Source organism: Granulicella aggregans (assembly GCF_025685565.1).
Taxonomy (GTDB): domain Bacteria; phylum Acidobacteriota; class Terriglobia; order Terriglobales; family Acidobacteriaceae; genus Edaphobacter; species Edaphobacter aggregans_B.
In genome coordinates, this window is record NZ_JAGSYE010000001.1 from 1,959,266 (window position 1) to 1,976,088 (window position 16,823).

12 protein-coding genes are annotated in these 16,823 nt (G+C 57.6%); 5 read left to right on the forward strand and 7 right to left on the reverse strand.

From position 1 onward, the window contains the following. The first annotated feature begins 19 nt into the window (after positions 1 to 19). The 3 genes from OHL18_RS07730 to OHL18_RS07740 all read left to right on the forward strand — a co-directional run bounded on the left by OHL18_RS07730 (position 20) and on the right by OHL18_RS07740 (position 3,312). Positions 20 to 919: a M48 family metallopeptidase gene (locus OHL18_RS07730; protein ID WP_263374235.1), complete on the forward strand. Its 900-nt coding sequence runs from the start codon at positions 20 to 22 to the stop codon at positions 917 to 919. An 11-nt stretch (positions 920 to 930) separates the two neighbouring features. After that, a complete protein-coding gene (locus OHL18_RS07735; RefSeq protein ID WP_263374236.1) occupies positions 931 to 1,461 on the forward strand; it encodes a zinc ribbon domain-containing protein in 531 nt (176 codons plus the stop codon). Positions 1,462 to 1,593: 132 nt separating this feature from the next. After that, positions 1,594 to 3,312 carry a DUF2610 domain-containing protein gene (locus tag OHL18_RS07740; protein WP_263374237.1) on the forward strand — a complete coding sequence of 573 codons (1,719 nt, stop codon included), beginning with the start codon at positions 1,594 to 1,596 and terminating at the stop codon, positions 3,310 to 3,312. A 218-nt stretch (positions 3,313 to 3,530) separates the two neighbouring features. On the opposite strand, the gene OHL18_RS07745 is transcribed toward OHL18_RS07740, so the two are convergent. The 6 genes from OHL18_RS07745 to OHL18_RS07770 form a co-directional block, all read right to left on the reverse strand. Next, on the reverse strand, positions 3,531 to 4,499 hold the full coding sequence (locus OHL18_RS07745; RefSeq protein WP_263374238.1) for a sugar phosphate isomerase/epimerase family protein: 969 nt from the start codon (positions 4,497 to 4,499) through the stop codon (positions 3,531 to 3,533). Positions 4,500 to 4,664: 165 nt separating this feature from the next. Beyond that, on the reverse strand, positions 4,665 to 8,165 hold the full coding sequence (locus OHL18_RS07750; protein WP_263374239.1) for a TonB-dependent receptor: 3,501 nt from the start codon (positions 8,163 to 8,165) through the stop codon (positions 4,665 to 4,667). Positions 8,166 to 8,308: 143 nt separating this feature from the next. Next, complete coding sequence (locus tag OHL18_RS07755) at positions 8,309 to 8,764, reverse strand: cupin domain-containing protein (RefSeq protein ID WP_263374240.1); 456 nt, start codon at positions 8,762 to 8,764, stop codon at positions 8,309 to 8,311. A 34-nt stretch (positions 8,765 to 8,798) separates the two neighbouring features. Beyond that, a complete protein-coding gene (locus OHL18_RS07760; protein WP_263374241.1) occupies positions 8,799 to 9,677 on the reverse strand; it encodes a sugar phosphate isomerase/epimerase family protein in 879 nt (292 codons plus the stop codon). Between the two features lie 38 nt (positions 9,678 to 9,715). Beyond that, complete coding sequence (locus tag OHL18_RS07765; protein WP_263374242.1) at positions 9,716 to 11,035, reverse strand: Gfo/Idh/MocA family protein; 1,320 nt, start codon at positions 11,033 to 11,035, stop codon at positions 9,716 to 9,718. Positions 11,036 to 11,117: 82 nt separating this feature from the next. Next, positions 11,118 to 12,122, reverse strand: coding sequence for a YncE family protein (locus OHL18_RS07770; protein ID WP_263374243.1), 1,005 nt, complete (start codon positions 12,120 to 12,122; stop codon positions 11,118 to 11,120). Between the two features lie 118 nt (positions 12,123 to 12,240). Here OHL18_RS07770 and OHL18_RS07775 point away from each other — a divergent pair, with 118 nt between their 5' ends. Together OHL18_RS07775 and OHL18_RS07780 are read left to right on the forward strand one after the other, a co-directional pair. Then, on the forward strand, positions 12,241 to 13,335 hold the full coding sequence (locus tag OHL18_RS07775; protein ID WP_263374244.1) for an FAD:protein FMN transferase: 1,095 nt from the start codon (positions 12,241 to 12,243) through the stop codon (positions 13,333 to 13,335). Positions 13,336 to 13,338: 3 nt separating this feature from the next. After that, a complete protein-coding gene (locus tag OHL18_RS07780) occupies positions 13,339 to 14,604 on the forward strand; it encodes a Gfo/Idh/MocA family protein (RefSeq protein ID WP_263374245.1) in 1,266 nt (421 codons plus the stop codon). Positions 14,605 to 14,675: 71 nt separating this feature from the next. Here OHL18_RS07780 and OHL18_RS07785 read toward each other — a convergent pair whose 3' ends face one another. Beyond that, complete coding sequence (locus tag OHL18_RS07785; RefSeq protein WP_263374246.1) at positions 14,676 to 16,517, reverse strand: ABC transporter ATP-binding protein; 1,842 nt, start codon at positions 16,515 to 16,517, stop codon at positions 14,676 to 14,678. Between the last annotated feature and the right edge of the window lie 306 nt (positions 16,518 to 16,823).

Consider the following 16,823-nt stretch of genomic DNA (forward strand, 5'->3'; position numbering starts at 1 on the left):
CCGGAGGACAAACCGCGGTATGCATATTGCTCCGAATGACTTCACTCATCCGACCGACGAGGCAGCCCTGGATAATCTTGAATCGATTCCTCTGTTTGGGGAGTGTTCTAAAGCGTTCCTGAAGGTGTTCGCCGAAGAGTTCTTCTTTGGCTTGAACATGGCCCAGAAGATTCGATTGGGGCCGCTTCAACTTCCTAAGATCTATAGCCATTTGCCGCCGATCTGCGAGAAGCTGGGTATCGATCTGCCTGAGCTTTACCTCGAGATGAACCCCGCTCCGAATGCCTATACCTACGGCGATTCAAAGGTGTTCATCACGGTGACCTCCGGGTTGGTGGAGTTTCTGGATGAAGAAGAGCTGCACGCCGTGATCGCGCATGAATGTGGCCACATCGTATGCCGCCATGTGCTGTGTCACACGATGGCGGATATGCTGACGCGGATCGGCTCAAGCATCTTTGGGCCGTTTGCTGCGGTATCGCTTCCGGTGCAACTTGCATTGACCCATTGGGCTCGGTGCAGCGAACTCTCCGCCGATCGAGCTGCGGCGCTGGTGATGGGCAGCGGTGACCCGATCATGCGAACCATGATCCGGCTTGCGGGGGGTTCACGCGCGATCACCCAGGATGTAAATCTGGACCTGTACCTGGAGCAAGCGGTTGCCTATGATGCGCTGCGTGAGACTTTGTGGGACAGACTTCTGCAAGGCGTCGCGGTGATGCAGCAGGACCATCCTTTTCTGGCAGTGCGGACGCGGGAGATTCGCGACTGGTGCCAGACCGGGCGATTTGTACAGATGGCGGAATCGTTGCGAGTCCCACCGTCTGGAGAGCGTTGTGCGCAATGCGGCAGCCCGCGGCAACCGGGCTGGAAGTTCTGTAGCACCTGCGGTCGGCGCTTCGACGCGGCTGTCGCCTGAGAGGTTCCTAGATGGGCATTTTCAAGGCATCAAAAGAATTCGGAATAACAGTCCCCGACCTTGAGCCGGTAGCTGAGGCCGTGATGCAGCACTTTCGCGAACAAGGATACGATGTCTCCGGTGACCGGACTCTGTTGCAGGGCTGGGATATCAGTCTGCACAAGGGAAGTGCTTTCAAGGCAGTGCTCGGGCTGCAGAGCGCTCTGAAGATTCAGATTGAGACTGCGGGGACGGTGACCCAGGTGAGAGTCGGCATTGGGATCTTCGGACAACAAGCCATCCCTACGGCGATCAGCATGCTGGTCTTCTGGCCGGTACTCGTGACCCAGATCTGGGGCATGGTCTCCCAGGCGCGACTGGACCAGGAAGCGATAGACGAAGTGGGGCGGGAACTAGAGCGATGTGCCGGCACGTCGTCAAACTACACGACGGGAGGCTCGCACCCGTTGTTTTGTACTGCTTGTGGAGGGCAGCTAAGTGCGGGGATGCGGTTTTGCCCTCATTGCGGATTCCCACAATCAGGTGATTTAAGTCCCGGCTAAGTTTTGCTTTGGTGCTTGCTTCCTGACGTGTATTCTCGTTGCCATATCGTGGAACAACGTTGGAATGAATCTGAATTCCTATGTGCCTAGAGACTTTTGGACTTCGGAAGGTAGTTGGAGGCGGCTCCCAGGATGGCAGTAGTACCCGGTTTTGACTATGACATCTTTGTAAGTTACGCGCACACGGACGATTTGGTTGACGCTGCCGAAGGACCGGGAGGATGGGTCTTCCGTCTGGTGAATCTGCTAGAGCGACTTAGCGCAAAAAATGATTTTGTCCGAGCCTTACAAGGAAGAACGGTATTCCAAGCCAAGCCGGGGCAGCTCAAGAATATCTATACAGATCTGACGCTGGTCGATTTTAAGGATTCAGGCGATGAATTGCGATACTACACGGACATTATCGACGCCTTAAAAGAGACTCTATCCGCGTTTCCGAAGGCAGTAAGCTTTTCTTATATCGCCGCTGACGCCTCTGTACACGTAGGAGAATTGCTGGCGAACAGTCCTGAAAAAGCTTCAGGTGCCGAGCCCTATCTTTCAGAATCCCGCGCTTGGTTCGATCGACAAGGACTGATGACAAAGACCTCGACTTACTCAGAAGACTTTACTCAGTACTGCAAAATCTATAAGACGAGAATCAAGATGTACGGCGCAATGCACCACCCCGATCTGGCTCTCCAAGATATCAATACAGTAATGACGACATGCCAAGCAGTATTGGATAAATACCCTTGGGATATTTATCTCCGATATCAAATCATATTGAGCAATTACGAGGCCGGTAAAGCTCTGTTTGACGCTCATCGATTCAAAGAGGCGCTTCCGTATTTGAACTATGCCTCTCACTGGGGAGACAAACAAAGCACGCAGCTCTTGGCTAAACTGTACCGGGAGGGATTGGGGATAGACAAAGGAGATAAGCGCGCGCTGGAGTTGGACGCCTTGGCAGCAGGCCAGATTCTTACCAGTTACACAGTCCAAGCGGACTTCAATGGCGTGCAACAGCCGACCAAGTTTTATATCAGGGACTGGCCTTCCGAATATCCCTATGAGGGGATTGATGATCAGGCAATTTGGTTGAAGGAGGCGCGGGGTGCAACCTTCCCGCCTGATGTCATCGATTCGTTCCATAAGCTTGTAAAGATTGCCAAAGATAACAAGGTGTCGTTTCGAGAACTGACCGAATATGCCTTAAAATCCACGGACGATAAGGCTGAAAGAGCAAAGCCGGCACCTGTCAAAAGAACAGGCCCGAATGAGCGCGCCAGACCCCAATACGATCTAGCGCTGGGGTTCGGAAAGCAAGAAAAATGGCCCGAGGCCGCAAAGGCTTTGGAGGGGGCGCTAGTCCTGGATCCGGAATCCGCCGATATTTTGGAGCTTGCGGTCGGGCTCTATCACGACAAACTGTTCCTGTATAAGCGAGCATTCGAATTGAATGCTCGTCTTGTCGACCTCGGAACGGGGGCGGGGGACGACGATTTTGTAGAGAGTCATCTGACAACCTCTCGATTCGAGTCCTGCACAGTGCTTTCCGCCATTGATAGGGACAAGAGCCCTGAAAAAAGTCGAAAGCTGGTGATGATGGCCCTGAACTTCGCGTGTCTTTTCGGGGAGAAGAAGTATGGGGCGGCACTCAGCGCAGGCCGAAAACTTCGGGCGGATTTAGGCGGTCTTGAAAGAGTGGGCTGGAATTTTGCTGGAACCAAGCACTTTCTGGGAGAGGATAAGGCGTTTGCGAAGAAGTCCACCGACTGGGTCAGTTTGTTCGAGGCGCTTGAGGAAGGAGACGAGAAGAAGGCGCAGGCGGCGCTCACCGCGTTGGGAGTGCCAGAAGCGGGCAAGTAGCTGAGGGAGGTTGTGCCGCGTCATTCTCCGTAGCTGCTCGACTCTCTATGAATGGGTTAGCGCAGGCCAACCTGTAAGCACTTCCAAGGTGCCGCAAGAACTTAGCCCAGGGCACTTCCGGTATCGAGCGCGCAGCAAGTGCCCAGCCGGAGCCATTCAGCGAAGGAAGTCACTTTCGTCGCTTCCCCGGCTGACACTCGACAGAAGATGGATGCGCTTTACGAAAAAACTCCAGCCTGCTGAAGGTCTTTCTTCATGCCGTCCCAACTGATGCGCGTTGAAGCTTCCGGAGTGCCGCCGCCCTTCCAGTGGGTTTCCAGGTTTACCGCGTCTGAATAGCCGATCTTTTCAAGTGCACGGAACTGTGCTGCCCAGTCGATGTATCCCTTGTCGACCGGCGACCATACGATCTTCCCGGTGTCATCCTTGATGGCGTTTTTGACGTGGCAGTGATGGATGCGGTCTTTGGGGATTGCGTCCCAGCCGTTGGGGAAGGCGTCCAACTCGCCTCGCATAACCGCGTTCCCCGGGTCCCAGTTAAGAGAGAGATTGCGCGAAGGAACGCCAGCCAGTGTCGCCGCTGCCTCTCGCCCGGTTGCGGTGTTGCATGCGAACTCGTTCTCAAGGACGAGCATCACACTCTGGCTCGCTGCCTTTTCCGCCGCCTTCTGAAGTGCTTCGTTGATGCCGGCACGGTAGGGCTTCACGTCGTCGATGCGCCAGAAGTCGAAACAGCGGACCTTGTTGGTCTTGAATTGTTTTGCGAGTGAGATCGACCGCTCCAGCACCTCATCCTGGTGCTTGAAATTGACTTCATCTGCGCCGTGCATGTCCTCTTTGGTTCCGGCCCCTGACACGGGAGCTCCGGGCCAGTTGACCTTATAGAGCGGGCTACTGATGTCGGTGACGGTCAGGCTGTACTTGGCGAGTATCTTCTGCGCGTTGGCGATGTCGGCATCAGGGCTGACCTGCAGGTTCTTGCCCCATATCTCGCGGAGTTCGACATAATGCAGACCGAAGTCCTTCGCGATGACGTAGCAGGCGTGGTCGAAGTCCTGTGAGATCTCGTCGGAGATGACGCCGATCTTGAACTTCGAGGTGGCGGCCCAACTGCGCGCCGGCAGCAGTAAGGATGCGGAGACGCCGGCCGCGCCTGCAATGAAGTTACGCCGGGAGAGAGGATTCATTGGATCAAGCTCCTTATTCCGTATGAAGGTTTAGACGGCGGCATCGTCCCGGAAGACTGCCCGCTGGTGGATTAGTTTCAGTTCGGGGAGCACAATTGCAATCCGCAGGACTGAGGCGTCCGGCTGGCGGAGCGACCGAACGCCTCCATTTTCTCGTACAGCGGGTTAGAAGGTCAGCTTCACACCCGCCTGCAGGACGCGCGGACCTCCGACGCCGTTTACATTGCCGACTCCACTGCCAAGCGTGCCGGAGATCTGCCCGAGGTGCGACCCAAGCGAGCTGTTGGGAAGTCCGAAGGCAGGCGTATTGGTCAGGTTGAAGGCATCAAAGCGAGCTTCGACGGCAGCCTCACGAAAGACAGGAAAGCTTTTGAAGACAGAGAGGTTGTCAGAGAAGTAAGCGGGGCCGCGGAACTGGTTGCGCCCGGTGTTGCCGAAGACGCACGGTGTGGTGTTTGTCGCCGAATAGGCGACGCACGCGGCAGGTGCGGCGAATGCAGCAGGATTGAACCAGGACGCCGTACCTGCACCGGTCACGTTGTGCGTGACTTTGTAGGGGCCAATCTTGTTCACGGTCTGCGTGGTTCCACCCGTGGCACTGCTGGTCGAGACGGTAAAGGGCAGGCCCGAAACTGCGGACAGAATCGCCGAGACCCTCCATCCACCCAAAGCATATGCGGTAGGGCCAGAGTTGAAGTAGTGGTGTCCATGTCCAGCGGGCAGCTCGTAGGTTACGGTCTGCTCGAAGTTGCGCGTGCGGTCGAAGTCTGCGACAGCGTAGTTGCGGTGAACCGGACCGGCCCAGAAGAGCAGTCCGCCATCCTGCGCACCGGTCTGGTAGTTCTGCGCCTTTCCCCAGGTGAAAGCAGAACTAAATGCGATCCCATTGGTGAAGCGACGGGAGAGCTGTACCTGTAGCGATTGATAGTTGGTGGAATAACCGAGAAAGTACTCAGTTACCGAGGCAGTCTTGCCGAACGCCACCTTCAACGGATCGTACGCATTGCTCTGGCCATAGATGGTGGGCTGATTGATGTTTTGGGCGACGTCGATACGTGTACCGTGATTGGCGACGTAGGCGACCTGAAGTGACATGTCTTTCGGGAGCGCCTGCTGCAAGGCCACATTCCAGGAGGAGACGTACGCATTCTTGAAGTTCAGGGGGATGTAGAGGTTGCCCAGACCGATAGTGCCGTTGGCCGCGCTCTCTGTCAGGGTGCCGTCCGATCCGAAAGCAACGGTTGGAGTAGCCGGAATGCCGGTCACAAAGTTCACCACGCCGCCCGCCGGATTCAACGCGGGCCCGTAGGTGGGCGTAAACGTATAGTTCGTGCTGGTCTTGATCGGGTAATTGTAGGCGTAACTGTTGTCGACGAAAGGGACATAGCTGACACCGTATCCCGCGCGCACGACAGTTTGCTCGTTGACCCGGTACGAAGCTCCCAGGCGAGGAGCGAAGTTCGTGTAGTCCGTCTTCATGCCGAGATTCGAGGGGTTCCCATCGATGCCGGCCGCGACCAGTTGATTCGTAGCCGGGTTGTAGTTGACGAAGCCTGCGGCTTTCCGCGGCGTTGCCGGAGGGTAGAGCTCATAGCGAAGGCCGAAGTCGAGGGTGAGCTTGGGTGTTGCCTGCCATTTGTCTGAGACAAAGAAGAAGAACCACGTCTGCCGATAGGCCGGGAAGGTGCTGTTGGTGTCCTGGCCCACCGAGTAGGGAACGTCAAAGAGCACGCTGGCGATGTCGTTGGCCTGTCCGGTTGCGGATCCGTTGAATGCGGTAGCACCGGGAGCGGAGGTCTGGTTCTCGCTGAAGTAGAAGGTCCCAGCCGCGGCGTTGATGTTTCCCTGAAGAAGATCGTCGCGGATGCGCCGTACATCGACACCAGCCTTTAGGGTGTGGTTGCCAAGGATCTTGGTCCAGTTGTTCGCGGCGTCGATGTTCGATTCGGCGCGCAGCCAGGGCAAAGACTGTGAGTAGCCGATCAGAGGATTACCCGTGCCGTTTTCACCGTTGCCGGCAAAGTTGCTCACTTGAAAGGCGACCTGTCCGCTGCTGGTTGGGGTGTTGTCTGTACCATTCGGGCCATTGCCAGGGATGCCAAGGGTCGTCGCATCGTCTTTACCGTAGTCTGTCTGCTGGGCAGAGTTACGCAGGTGAGCGACGCCGAAGCGCACTTCCGTAAGCAGAGTTGGCGAGAAGGTGTGGTCGTAGTTGACACCGGTGCTATAGGCCGCCGCGGTTCCCGTCGCCTCGAAGCCTCCACCTGTGGGACCACCCAGAAAGGACCCGAAGAGGGGAGCCTGGAAGGTCGTCGTCTTCTGATGGCTGAAGCGTCCGCTGAGATGATTCTTATCGGAAATAGCGTAATCCGACTTGATGTCATAGCTGATTGAGTCCTTGCTGAACGGCGAGTTCTGAGAAAAGTTGTTTGTCGTAGTTCCGGCGATGTACTTGGCCGAAGCGAGATTCAGTTTCGGGTTTCTGGCAATGGCATCGAGGTCTTGAAGAACGGTGAGGCCAACGGGACTGATGCCAGCGTTCGAGAGGGGAATCAGGTTGCCGGTAAAGGGTGTACGTCCTGTGCCGCAGACTGCCCCGGTGCCGCCCGCGCAGGTCGCCGTGACGCCGGTGTTTGGATCGTAGACCTGGCCGCTGTATCCGCTCAGGTTCAAGACACCGCCGGCGGCGTTGTAGAACGGGATGGTGGTATTGACCGTCGAAGCCTCGTGGTCGGAGACGCGGAGAAAGTCGCCGAAGGCAAACAGCTTGTCCCTCAGGATCGGACCGCCCAGCGAGCCGCCTGTGTAGTTGTAAACGAGTCGCCCGTTCGGGCCTGTGGCGAAGTAGTTCCGCGCATTGACTCCGTTGTTCTCCATGCTTTGAAACGCCGACCCATGGAAGTTGTTGGTCCCCGATTTCAAGGTCACGTTGACGACCCCGCCAACCGCCCGGCCAAACTCGGCCTCGAAGTTGTTGGTGGTGATGTCTACATTTTGAATGGCGGCAGCCGGAGGAACGAGGATGATGTGGATACCCGTGCGCTGGTCATCATCGATACCTTCGATCTGGTAAAGGTTCACATAGGAAGACTGGCCGTTCGCATTCACCGAAAGATCATTATTAGCGTTGAAGAACTGCGAATTATTGAAGACTACAGGCGCCATGCCCGGAACCGTGTTGAGCAGAGACTGGAAGCTGTTGCCACTGCTGAGCGGAAGAGTGGCGATCTGGTGCTGTTCGAGAGATGTCGAGATGTCAGCGCGGTCCGTCTGTAGCAGAGGAGGCGCGGAAGTGACGGTAATGGTCTCGGTCGAACTTCCATTGGACAGGCTAACGTCAACGCGGGTCGTCTGGTTGGTCAGGACCGCGATGTTCTCCTGGGTCTCTTTCTTGAATCCTTGAGAGACGACGGTGACGGTGTAGGTGCCAGAGGGAAGATTCGGTTCGGTAAAGTTACCGCTCTCGTTCGTAACAGTTGTGTAGGTGACGCTTTGGCCGGTCAGGACGATCGTGATCTGGGCGTTGGGTACGCTTGCGCCCGTCGAGTCAGTCACTGTGCCGACGATGGTGCCGCTGACAGCCTGGCCATGAAGGAAGGTTCCTTCCCAAAACAGGATCGATAAGATTGCGAGCGAAAAGGCGAAGCTGCGAGCACGTGCGAGCATCAATTTCCTCCGAAAGTTTGGCAATGAAACTATGTGTCATTGGTCAGACCACGAGGAATTTACTCGCTGTATTAAACTTTCGTCAAGCGTATCTCTCTGGCAGGTACTCGATCGGCACTTCACAGGTTCGGCAAGGACGCTGCCTAATCGATTACTTTCTGCAGACCCACGGCAACCACAAAATAATTCGCTGGAACATTCCCCACGTTCTTCAATCCGTGCAGGACGCCAGATGCGGTGAAGATCACACCGCCGGGCTCGACATAGCCATGATGGCCATCGCTCGTCACCTCGAGTCTGCCTTCGCGGATCAGCAGCAGTTCGGAGTGCGTGTGACGATGCGGAGGATGCGGCATCTCGCCCGGAGGAAGCGTCGTCTCGTGGACTTCGATGTATTCGCCGGTCGCCAAAGTGCCGCGTATCACCGCCCGCGAAGCCATGCCATTCTTCCCGGTATGAACCGGCAATTTGTCGAACGCAAAGATTTCGGAGTGAGCAAGAGCAGGGCCTTCGCCAGACTGGGCTTCTGCCGAAATGCCGCCAAGGGCCGCGAATGCGGACAACGCAAGACCTAACTCACGACGATCCATCTTTTTCATTGAGAAACCGCTTTCTCCACTGCTCTAGTTTGGCTCAGGCGTGGTTTGCGTATCCGAGCCCTGTCAGTACACCGCGCATGTACGCAAAGCTTTCTATGACACCCGGCATGGGATCGTCACCATGGATCTCGTACTCGAGGTCGACAAATCCCGCGTATTTCGTGGCGATGAGCGCCTCGAAGATCTCGCGGACGGGCATCTTGCCCTGGCCCACAGCGACCTGACTCTCCTTCACCTTCATGTCTGCGAGGTCTTTCATATGCATATTGAAGAGACGCGGGCCGACCTCGTGGATAGCTTCGACGACATCGGTACCGGCGCGGGCAGTGTGGCCCACATCAATGCAACAACCGATGCGCGGGTCCATGTTCTTGATTAGCTTCAGGATGTCGAGCGGCGATTGCCAGAGCTTGTCTTCAGGCCCATGGTTATGGATCGCGATCCGGATGTCGTACTCCTTCACGAACTTCTCGACGCGAGGAAGGCTCGCGGGAGATGGATCGCCGGCAACGATGACCTTGATGCCTGCTCGTCTACAGTATTCAAACTTGCTGCGGATATCGTCGTCTTCATCCTTCGGAAAGTAGATCGCTCCAGCGGCGTGAAGCTTGATACCGGCGGCGGCGTAGTCGGCGACGGCCTGAGCCTCTTGTGTGGGATCGGTGGGCAGATGATCCTTCACATCTTTTGCGTTCAGGTCGGAGACATGGATCTGCTTCAAGTAGCCGATCATCTGCGAGCGGTTGAACTCGCGAAAGGTATAGCTGGCAATGCCGAGTTTGATGGGCAATGGCTTGCCGGTCTCCTCACGCGGAGCCGATGCAGCGGCGGAGAGGATTGCTGGGCTCGACAGGGCGGCTCCGGAGAGCGCGGCAGTACGAAGAAAGTTACGACGCGAAACCTGTGGCTTCATGGTTCTCCTAGGAGTGTTTCTCGACGAATGTGATTCTTCTAGACTTTGGGAGCCCAGCCCTTTTCATACTCGCGGCCCCAGTACTTCATCGCCTCGGCATCGTGCAGCACTTTACCGTCCGTCTGGTCCAGGTGAAGCTCTCGATTCGTCTCCCATGCGATGTTGGAGAGCTGAAGCATCGTGACTGCGACGTTGCCCTGCGCGACCGGCTGCCGCAGCTTCTCGCCCTTCTGAATGGCTGCGATGAAGTTGGCAAAGTGCGCGTCCGTCATGGAGTCGCGGCCCACCAGATCAGTCGACTCGGTCTTATTCCCTACCTTGAACTCACTCGTCATCTTGCCCTTCAGGTCGTAGATCTCATAGCCATCGCGATCCAATACGACAGTGCCCGTAGTTCCCATGATGGCCGAACCACGGTCGCGTCCGTAGTACTTCATCCCGTTGCAGCACTTGCCTTCCCACGCGATCATCGCATCGTCATAGCGGAAGCTGGTGGTCATGGTGTCGTAGAACTGCCAGTCATCCTTGAACTGATAGCGACCGGCGATCGAGGTCACGCTCTTCGGATAGTCGAGACCCAGCGCCCAGCGGCAGACGTCCACTTCATGCGTGCCGTTGTTCAGCGATTCGCCGGTGCCCCAGATCTTGAACCAGTGCCAGTTGTAGGGCTGGACGTTGTCGCGATAGGCCTGGCGCGGAGCCGGCCCCTGGAAGAGATCCCAGTCCAGCGTTGCCGGCACCGGAACTTCTTTGCCTGTGCCGATCGACTTCCGCACGTTGCTGTACCAGGCCTTCGCAAAATACGCGCGGCCGATCACTCCATTGTGGATCTTGTCGACAATCTCGATGCTGTGCGGTGAAGACCGCTGCTGCGATCCCATCTGCACGAGTTTCCCGGTCTTCTTCTGGGCTTCGATCAGCATCACGCCTTCAGCCGGATTGTGGCTGCACGGCTTTTCGACGTAGACGTGCTTGCCCGCCTGCACCCCGGCGATCGCCATCGGCGCATGCCAGTGGTCGGGCGTGGCAATCGTGATCGCGTCTATCTCCTTCATGGCGAGAATGTTGCGGAAGTCCTTTTCCGTCTTCGGAGCCTCGCCCATCTCGCGCTCCGTGCTGTCCGCAAACTTCTTCAGAATGTTGCTTTCCACATCGCAGACGTGGGAGATGCGCGCATTTGCCTTATTCGCTTTGAGCGACGAAAGGTGCGCGTAGGCACGGCCATTCAAGCCGATCACCGCGAAGTTCAGCCGGTTGTTCGATCCCATGATCTGGCCATAACTCTTCGCCGTCGACGCGATTGCAAGTCCCGCCGTTCCCAATGCAGCCTTATCCATAAACTCACGCCGTGTCATCATCTTGCTCTCCTGATTGTTCGCGTTGCCCTTAGTGACTTTGCTCGTAGAGACGAGCGAGAGGGAATGAAGGCCGCTCGAAATCTCATCGCGCCCACGCCAGACCATCCGCATTTTTGCCCGCTTGAATAAGGCCTGTGACCGCCCATGTACCAAGATCGATTGCCGCGACCTTGCTGCCGCATGAGACATAAGCGACTTTGCCATCGGGCCGTATGAGTATCTCGGTAGGGGTGTCAGGCACGTCAATCGTGCGCACTACTTTCGAAGATTGCAGGTCAACAACAGCGACCTGATGCGTAGTCCGCAAAGCCACAAGCAGCCATCGTCCGTCCTGTGTTGGCGCTGTCCCGTAGCCGATCGCGGGCAGAGGAATCCAGCCCTCGATCTTGTTGCTTGCAGTGTCGATGACCGCAAGCTGCGGCTTTTTCTGGTCGGCGGTAAAGACCTTCTTGTCGTCGTTCGAGATCGAGATTCGCTGCGTTTCGCCGGAGATCGGAATCACCGTAACTACCTTTTTCGCGTTAAGGTCGAGTACCGAAACAGTGCCGGGGCCGACGTTGGCGGTGTAGCCGAATCGGCCGTCATGAGACAGCGCCAGCATGTGCGATTGCGCCTGCCCCGTAGGGATCGAGCCGATTATCTTAAGCGTATCGGGATTGACGATGCTGATGCTTTGATCGAGCTCCGTCGTGATGTAAATCACGTTTCGGTGCTTATCGAAGACAGCGCAGTGCGGCCGCACACCGTGGCCGAAGTCGATCGTTCCCGAGACCTTGCGTTGCTTGAGGTCTACGACCGTGACAAGCTGGCCGTCGGTCCCCGGTTTGCCTACGCCGGCGCTTCCGTAGACCGGGACAAGTGCTGTCCGACCGTCTGGAGTAGCCACCACTTCGTGGCCCGTAATGCCGCCCACATCGACGGCGAGAGTTTGCTTGCCGGACGCGGGATCGATGAAGCTGAGGTCGTGGTCGCCCTGATTTACCACCAGCAAGGTCGCGTGATCGGTCGCTGGCCGGGTCTGCCCGGGCGGCGCGAGAGCGAGGAAGGCCGCTGCGGTGAAGGCGGCAAGACTAGGAGTTCTGTACATGGCGGGAAAGCATAGCACTACGAAACAACCATAAGGAAGTGGTCTGACCATAGCGCACAAAAATTGGTTTTGAGCGTAGCCTTGAAGGATGGCCAAGGCGATGCCATTGATGCTATGCATGCCCCCTCCCGGTCGCTGCGTCAGGATTTGTCTCGCCGCGATTGCACTATTTGTGGTGCAAGTTCCTCTCGGCCGTCGTGCCGGCATCGCCCAGGCACCCTCCTCTGCGACGCGGTTTCATCTCTCGCATGCGGCCATGGGCACCGAGTTCACCATCGACCTCTACGCGACCGATCAGCCGACCGCCGAGCACGAGGCAGATCTCGCCTTCGACGAGGTCGACCGGCTGGAAGATCTCCTCAGCAACTACCGGCCCTCGAGCGAGTTATCGCGGATCAGCCGCGATGCCGGGAACGGCCTGGTCGTCACCGATCCCGAGACCTTTCAGTTTCTCGCACGCTCACTCTTCTGGAGCCAGCGTTCCGGCGGTGCCTTCGACATCACCGTAGGTCCGCTGCTGCGCGTCTGGGGCTTCTACCAGCATGGGGGCCGAGTCCCTTCAGACGCGGAGTTAAGGTCTCTGCGGGATTCAATCGGCTCCGAGAAGATAGAGCTCGATGAGGAGAACCGCAGCGTCGTCTTCAAGAATCATCACGCGATGGATCTCGACCCTGGAAGTATCGGCAAAGGCTTCGCGGTGGACGCCGCTGTCCGCCTGCTTCGTGAAGCGGGTGTCCAGGCAGCGCTCCTCTCTGCCGGTGGAAGCACCCTCTATGCGATTGGAGCGCCGCCTGGCGAGAGCGGCTGGATCGTGAAAGTAGAAGATCCGCGTTCCACGGGCGTCACCGCGGCTACCGTCTTGCTTAGGGACACGTCGCTCTCTTCCGGAGCCTGCACGCAGAAGTTCTTTATCAAGGACGGCCATCGCTACTGCCACATCTTCAACCCTCAGACCCTGCGCCCCATGGAAGGCGTCTTGCAAAGTACCGTCATCAGCCCCAGCGCGACCGACAGCGATGCGCTCTCTACGGTCGTCTTCGTTCTTCCACCAGAGGCTTCGCGGCAGGTGCTGGCGTCGATGCCCAACACCGAAGCTCTCATCTTCCGTGGCCCCGCTCCGGTCAGCGATTGCATTGCCATAAACTGGCAGGGCCAGCCGTGTGCTCCGAAAAGTAGCTCGTTGAAATCTCCATCGCAGGAAAGAGGAAACTGAACCTTGATCAGCCGCCGTCAATTTACCCAGAGTCTCTCTGCTCTTGCCGTATCTGCCTCCACCGGCGTGCTGAACGCTTCCACCGAGGCCTCGAGCTTCGAGGCAGCCGAGACTGATGCGGCCCGTCAGATCGCTCCAGCAAAAGACAGCTCCCCGTTTCGGCTCGGAATCATCGGCGCGGGCAGTCGCGGACAGGAACTCATCCGCAGTTTTCTTCGTGTGCCTGGCGTATCGGTAGCTGCCGCCGCAGATGTCTACGAGCCCCGCTTCACGCAACTCAATCGCATCTGCGGGCACGAGGTAGCAGTGCATAAGGACTACCGTGCTCTCCTCGACCGCAAGGACCTCAACGCAGTCATTGTAGCCACGCCATTGGGCCTTCATGGAGAGCACGTTGTTGCCGCGCTTTCCAGCGGTCATCACGTCTACGGCGAAAAGGTGATGGCCTACACGGTCGAGCAGGCGAACGCCATCGTGACAGCGGCAGCCGAGAGCAAGCGCGTCTATCAGATCGGCCACCAGTACCGCTATTCGCCCTGGATCCGCGCGGCCGTGCAGCGCGTCCAGCAGGGAGAGATCGGCGACGTCACCCACATTATGGGCTACTGGAACCGCAACAACGATTGGCGACGGCCCGTCCCTGACCCATCGCTCGAACATCTCATCAACTGGCGGCTCTATCATGAGTGGTCGCTCGGTCTTATCGCGGAGTTGGGTTCACACCACATGGACATCGCCAACTGGGTCTTCGGCGAATATCCCGAGGCGGCACTCGCTTCTGGCTCGATCTGCCGCTATCACGATGGACGCGAGACCGACGACAACGTGCAGGCGATCCTCAGCTACTCGGGCGGACGCCGCTTCATCTTCACCTCCATCACCGACAATGCCAAGATGGGCGATCAACTCTGGCTCTATGGCACCAAGGGATCGCTGAACCTGACGCTTCAGGACGCGACCTTCTTCTATGAGCCGAAGAAGATCACCAGGCCGGTGGTTGCCGCAAGCGGAAAGGACGAAGGCGTTGTCACAAGTGCGTCCTACAACCCTTCGAACGAGATGCCTTATCGAGGCCCCGGCAAGCCGGTTGACGTATCCACAGCGGAAGATCCAACGACGGCTGCGACGCGCGCCTTCATCTATTGCGTGCGCACGGGCACCTCTCCTATCGCCGATGTAAAGGTTGGGCTAGGCTCGGCACTCGGGGTGATCCAGGCGAACGAGTCACTCCGAGTGCGGAAGGAAGTTCCGATCTCTTTGCACGGCTAAAGCTGGCGCAGCGTTCGCCGAGAAAAAGACGGTTCATCCGGGTTGAGTCTGCTTTGGCATGAGGGGCTTCTTCAGGAAGCCACCTCAGTGTCCAGAAGATCAGACTCCTCTTCGAACGTGTCAGCGTCATCCACAAAGAGGCCAAGCGCCTGTCGTTCGAAGAGTCTCCTGTAGGTGCCACCTTCACGCTGTACAAGTTCATCGTGCGTTCCCTCCTCGACCACGCGTCCGCGGTCGAAGACAAGAATTCTGTCGAGCATGCGCACGGTTGACAGCCGATGCGCGATCACGATGGAGGTCCGGCCTGCCATCAGGCGCTCCATCGCTTCCTGGATCAGCGCCTCGGACTCCGAGTCGAGACTTGAGGTCGCTTCATCCAGCACCAGTACCGGAGTATTCGCCAGGAAGGCCCGCGCCAATGCCACGCGCTGCCGCTCGCCTCCAGAGAGCTTTACACCGCGCTCCCCTACCTGAGTGTGATATCCCTTGGGCTGACGCTCTATGAACTCATGCGCATTGGCCAGCCGGGCTGCGTGCTCGATCTCTTCCATCGCAGCATCCGGCCTTGCATAGGCGATATTCTCCGCAAGCGTGCGATGAAACAGGATCGGTTCCTGCGGCACCAGCGCCAGTTGCTCACGCAGCGAGGCCTGCGTCACCTGTGAGGTGTCCTGTCCGTCAATGACGATCTTTCCGCTACCCACGTCATACAGTCTGTGCAGCAGCTTTACGAAGGTGGTCTTGCCTGACCCTGAATGACCTACCAGGCCAACGCGTTCGCCCGGACGGATGCGCAGGGAGAACGCGTTGAAGAGCGCCTCGACCTGCCCTGCGTAACAGAAGGTCACGTGGTCATAGACAATCTCGCCACCTTTCACACGGATCGGCCTTGCGTCGGCGCGATCGGAGACACCGAGCGGCTGGGAGTGGAAGTGAACCATCTCCTCCATCTCATTGGCCGAGCGCTGCAGGTTACGCACGTGCTGTCCCACGTCACGCAGGTAGCCGTGCACGATGAAGTAGCTTGTAAGCACAAACGTCATGTCGCCTGCGGTGGCGCGACCCTGCCACCACAACCATACGGTGTAGACGAGCACCAGGGTGCGCAAGCCCTGCAACAGAAACATCTGCAGACTGCCGTTAGCAGTTGCCTTTACCCAGGTTCGCGATGTGCGGTTGTTCCACTTGCTGAGGATCTTCGTCAGCCTACGGTCTTCGCGGCCTTCTGCACCGAATGACTTGACCACCGCGTTGCAAGAGATCGCATCTGCGATCGCCGCGCCGATTCGGGTGTCCTGCGCATTGGACAGCCGCGCCGCAGGAGCGACGTAGAAGAGCGACAGGGAAACCGAGATCGCGATATACGCCACAGCACCCACCGCCACGATGAGACCCATCCCCGGCCAGCGCAGACCGAGCAGCAGCGAAGCGCCCACCAGCACGAGCAGGGCAGGCAACATCTCGAGCAGCAGGATGTCGTCCATCGTGTCTACCGCCCACATGCCACGCGTGATCCGCCGCACGATCGCGCCTGCGAAGTTGTTCGCGTGCCAGTCGGTAGAGAACCGCTGCACCCGCCAGAAGGAATCACCCGCAAACCGGAACATCAGCCGCAGTGTCAGTCGAATGATTCCCATCATTCCGGCGTAGCGCAAAGCTGTCATCGCCGCGCCTAAGACCGCCATCATCACAATGGCGCGCAGAGCTTCATGCAGCGCGAAAGTACGTGTTGCCGAGTGAATTGCGATTGCATCCACGAGTCTGCCCGAATACACCGGCATCAGCAGGTCGGATACTGTGGCCGAGATCATGCACAGCGAAACCCATACAACCAGCAGCTTTTCACGCCGCCAGTGACGGAATAGGAAGGCGAGGACTTCGCGCATTGCGCCTTTGCTTGAACGTTCGTTCATGGATGACTCGCTTAAAACCAGAGGTCGAGGACAAGGTGTCCTAAGACCGATGCAGGTTGAGTGTGGGAAAGGCGAGCCAAATGGGCTGCCATCAAACCGCGCTGAGTTTCAGATTGGATGGAAGAAGTAGCTTAGCTGCGCGAGACGGGAAGGAACGCAGCCAAAGCTTTGGGGTCGCCGGGCATATGGAATGTCTTCATGGTTCCTTCCTTTCGTCGAAATCGATAGCGATAGCTTACCAAAGTTCTAAGATCGCCACAGCTTTTTCGTCTCGAAAAAAGAGAAGCCAGCCGGAGGTCTTGAGTC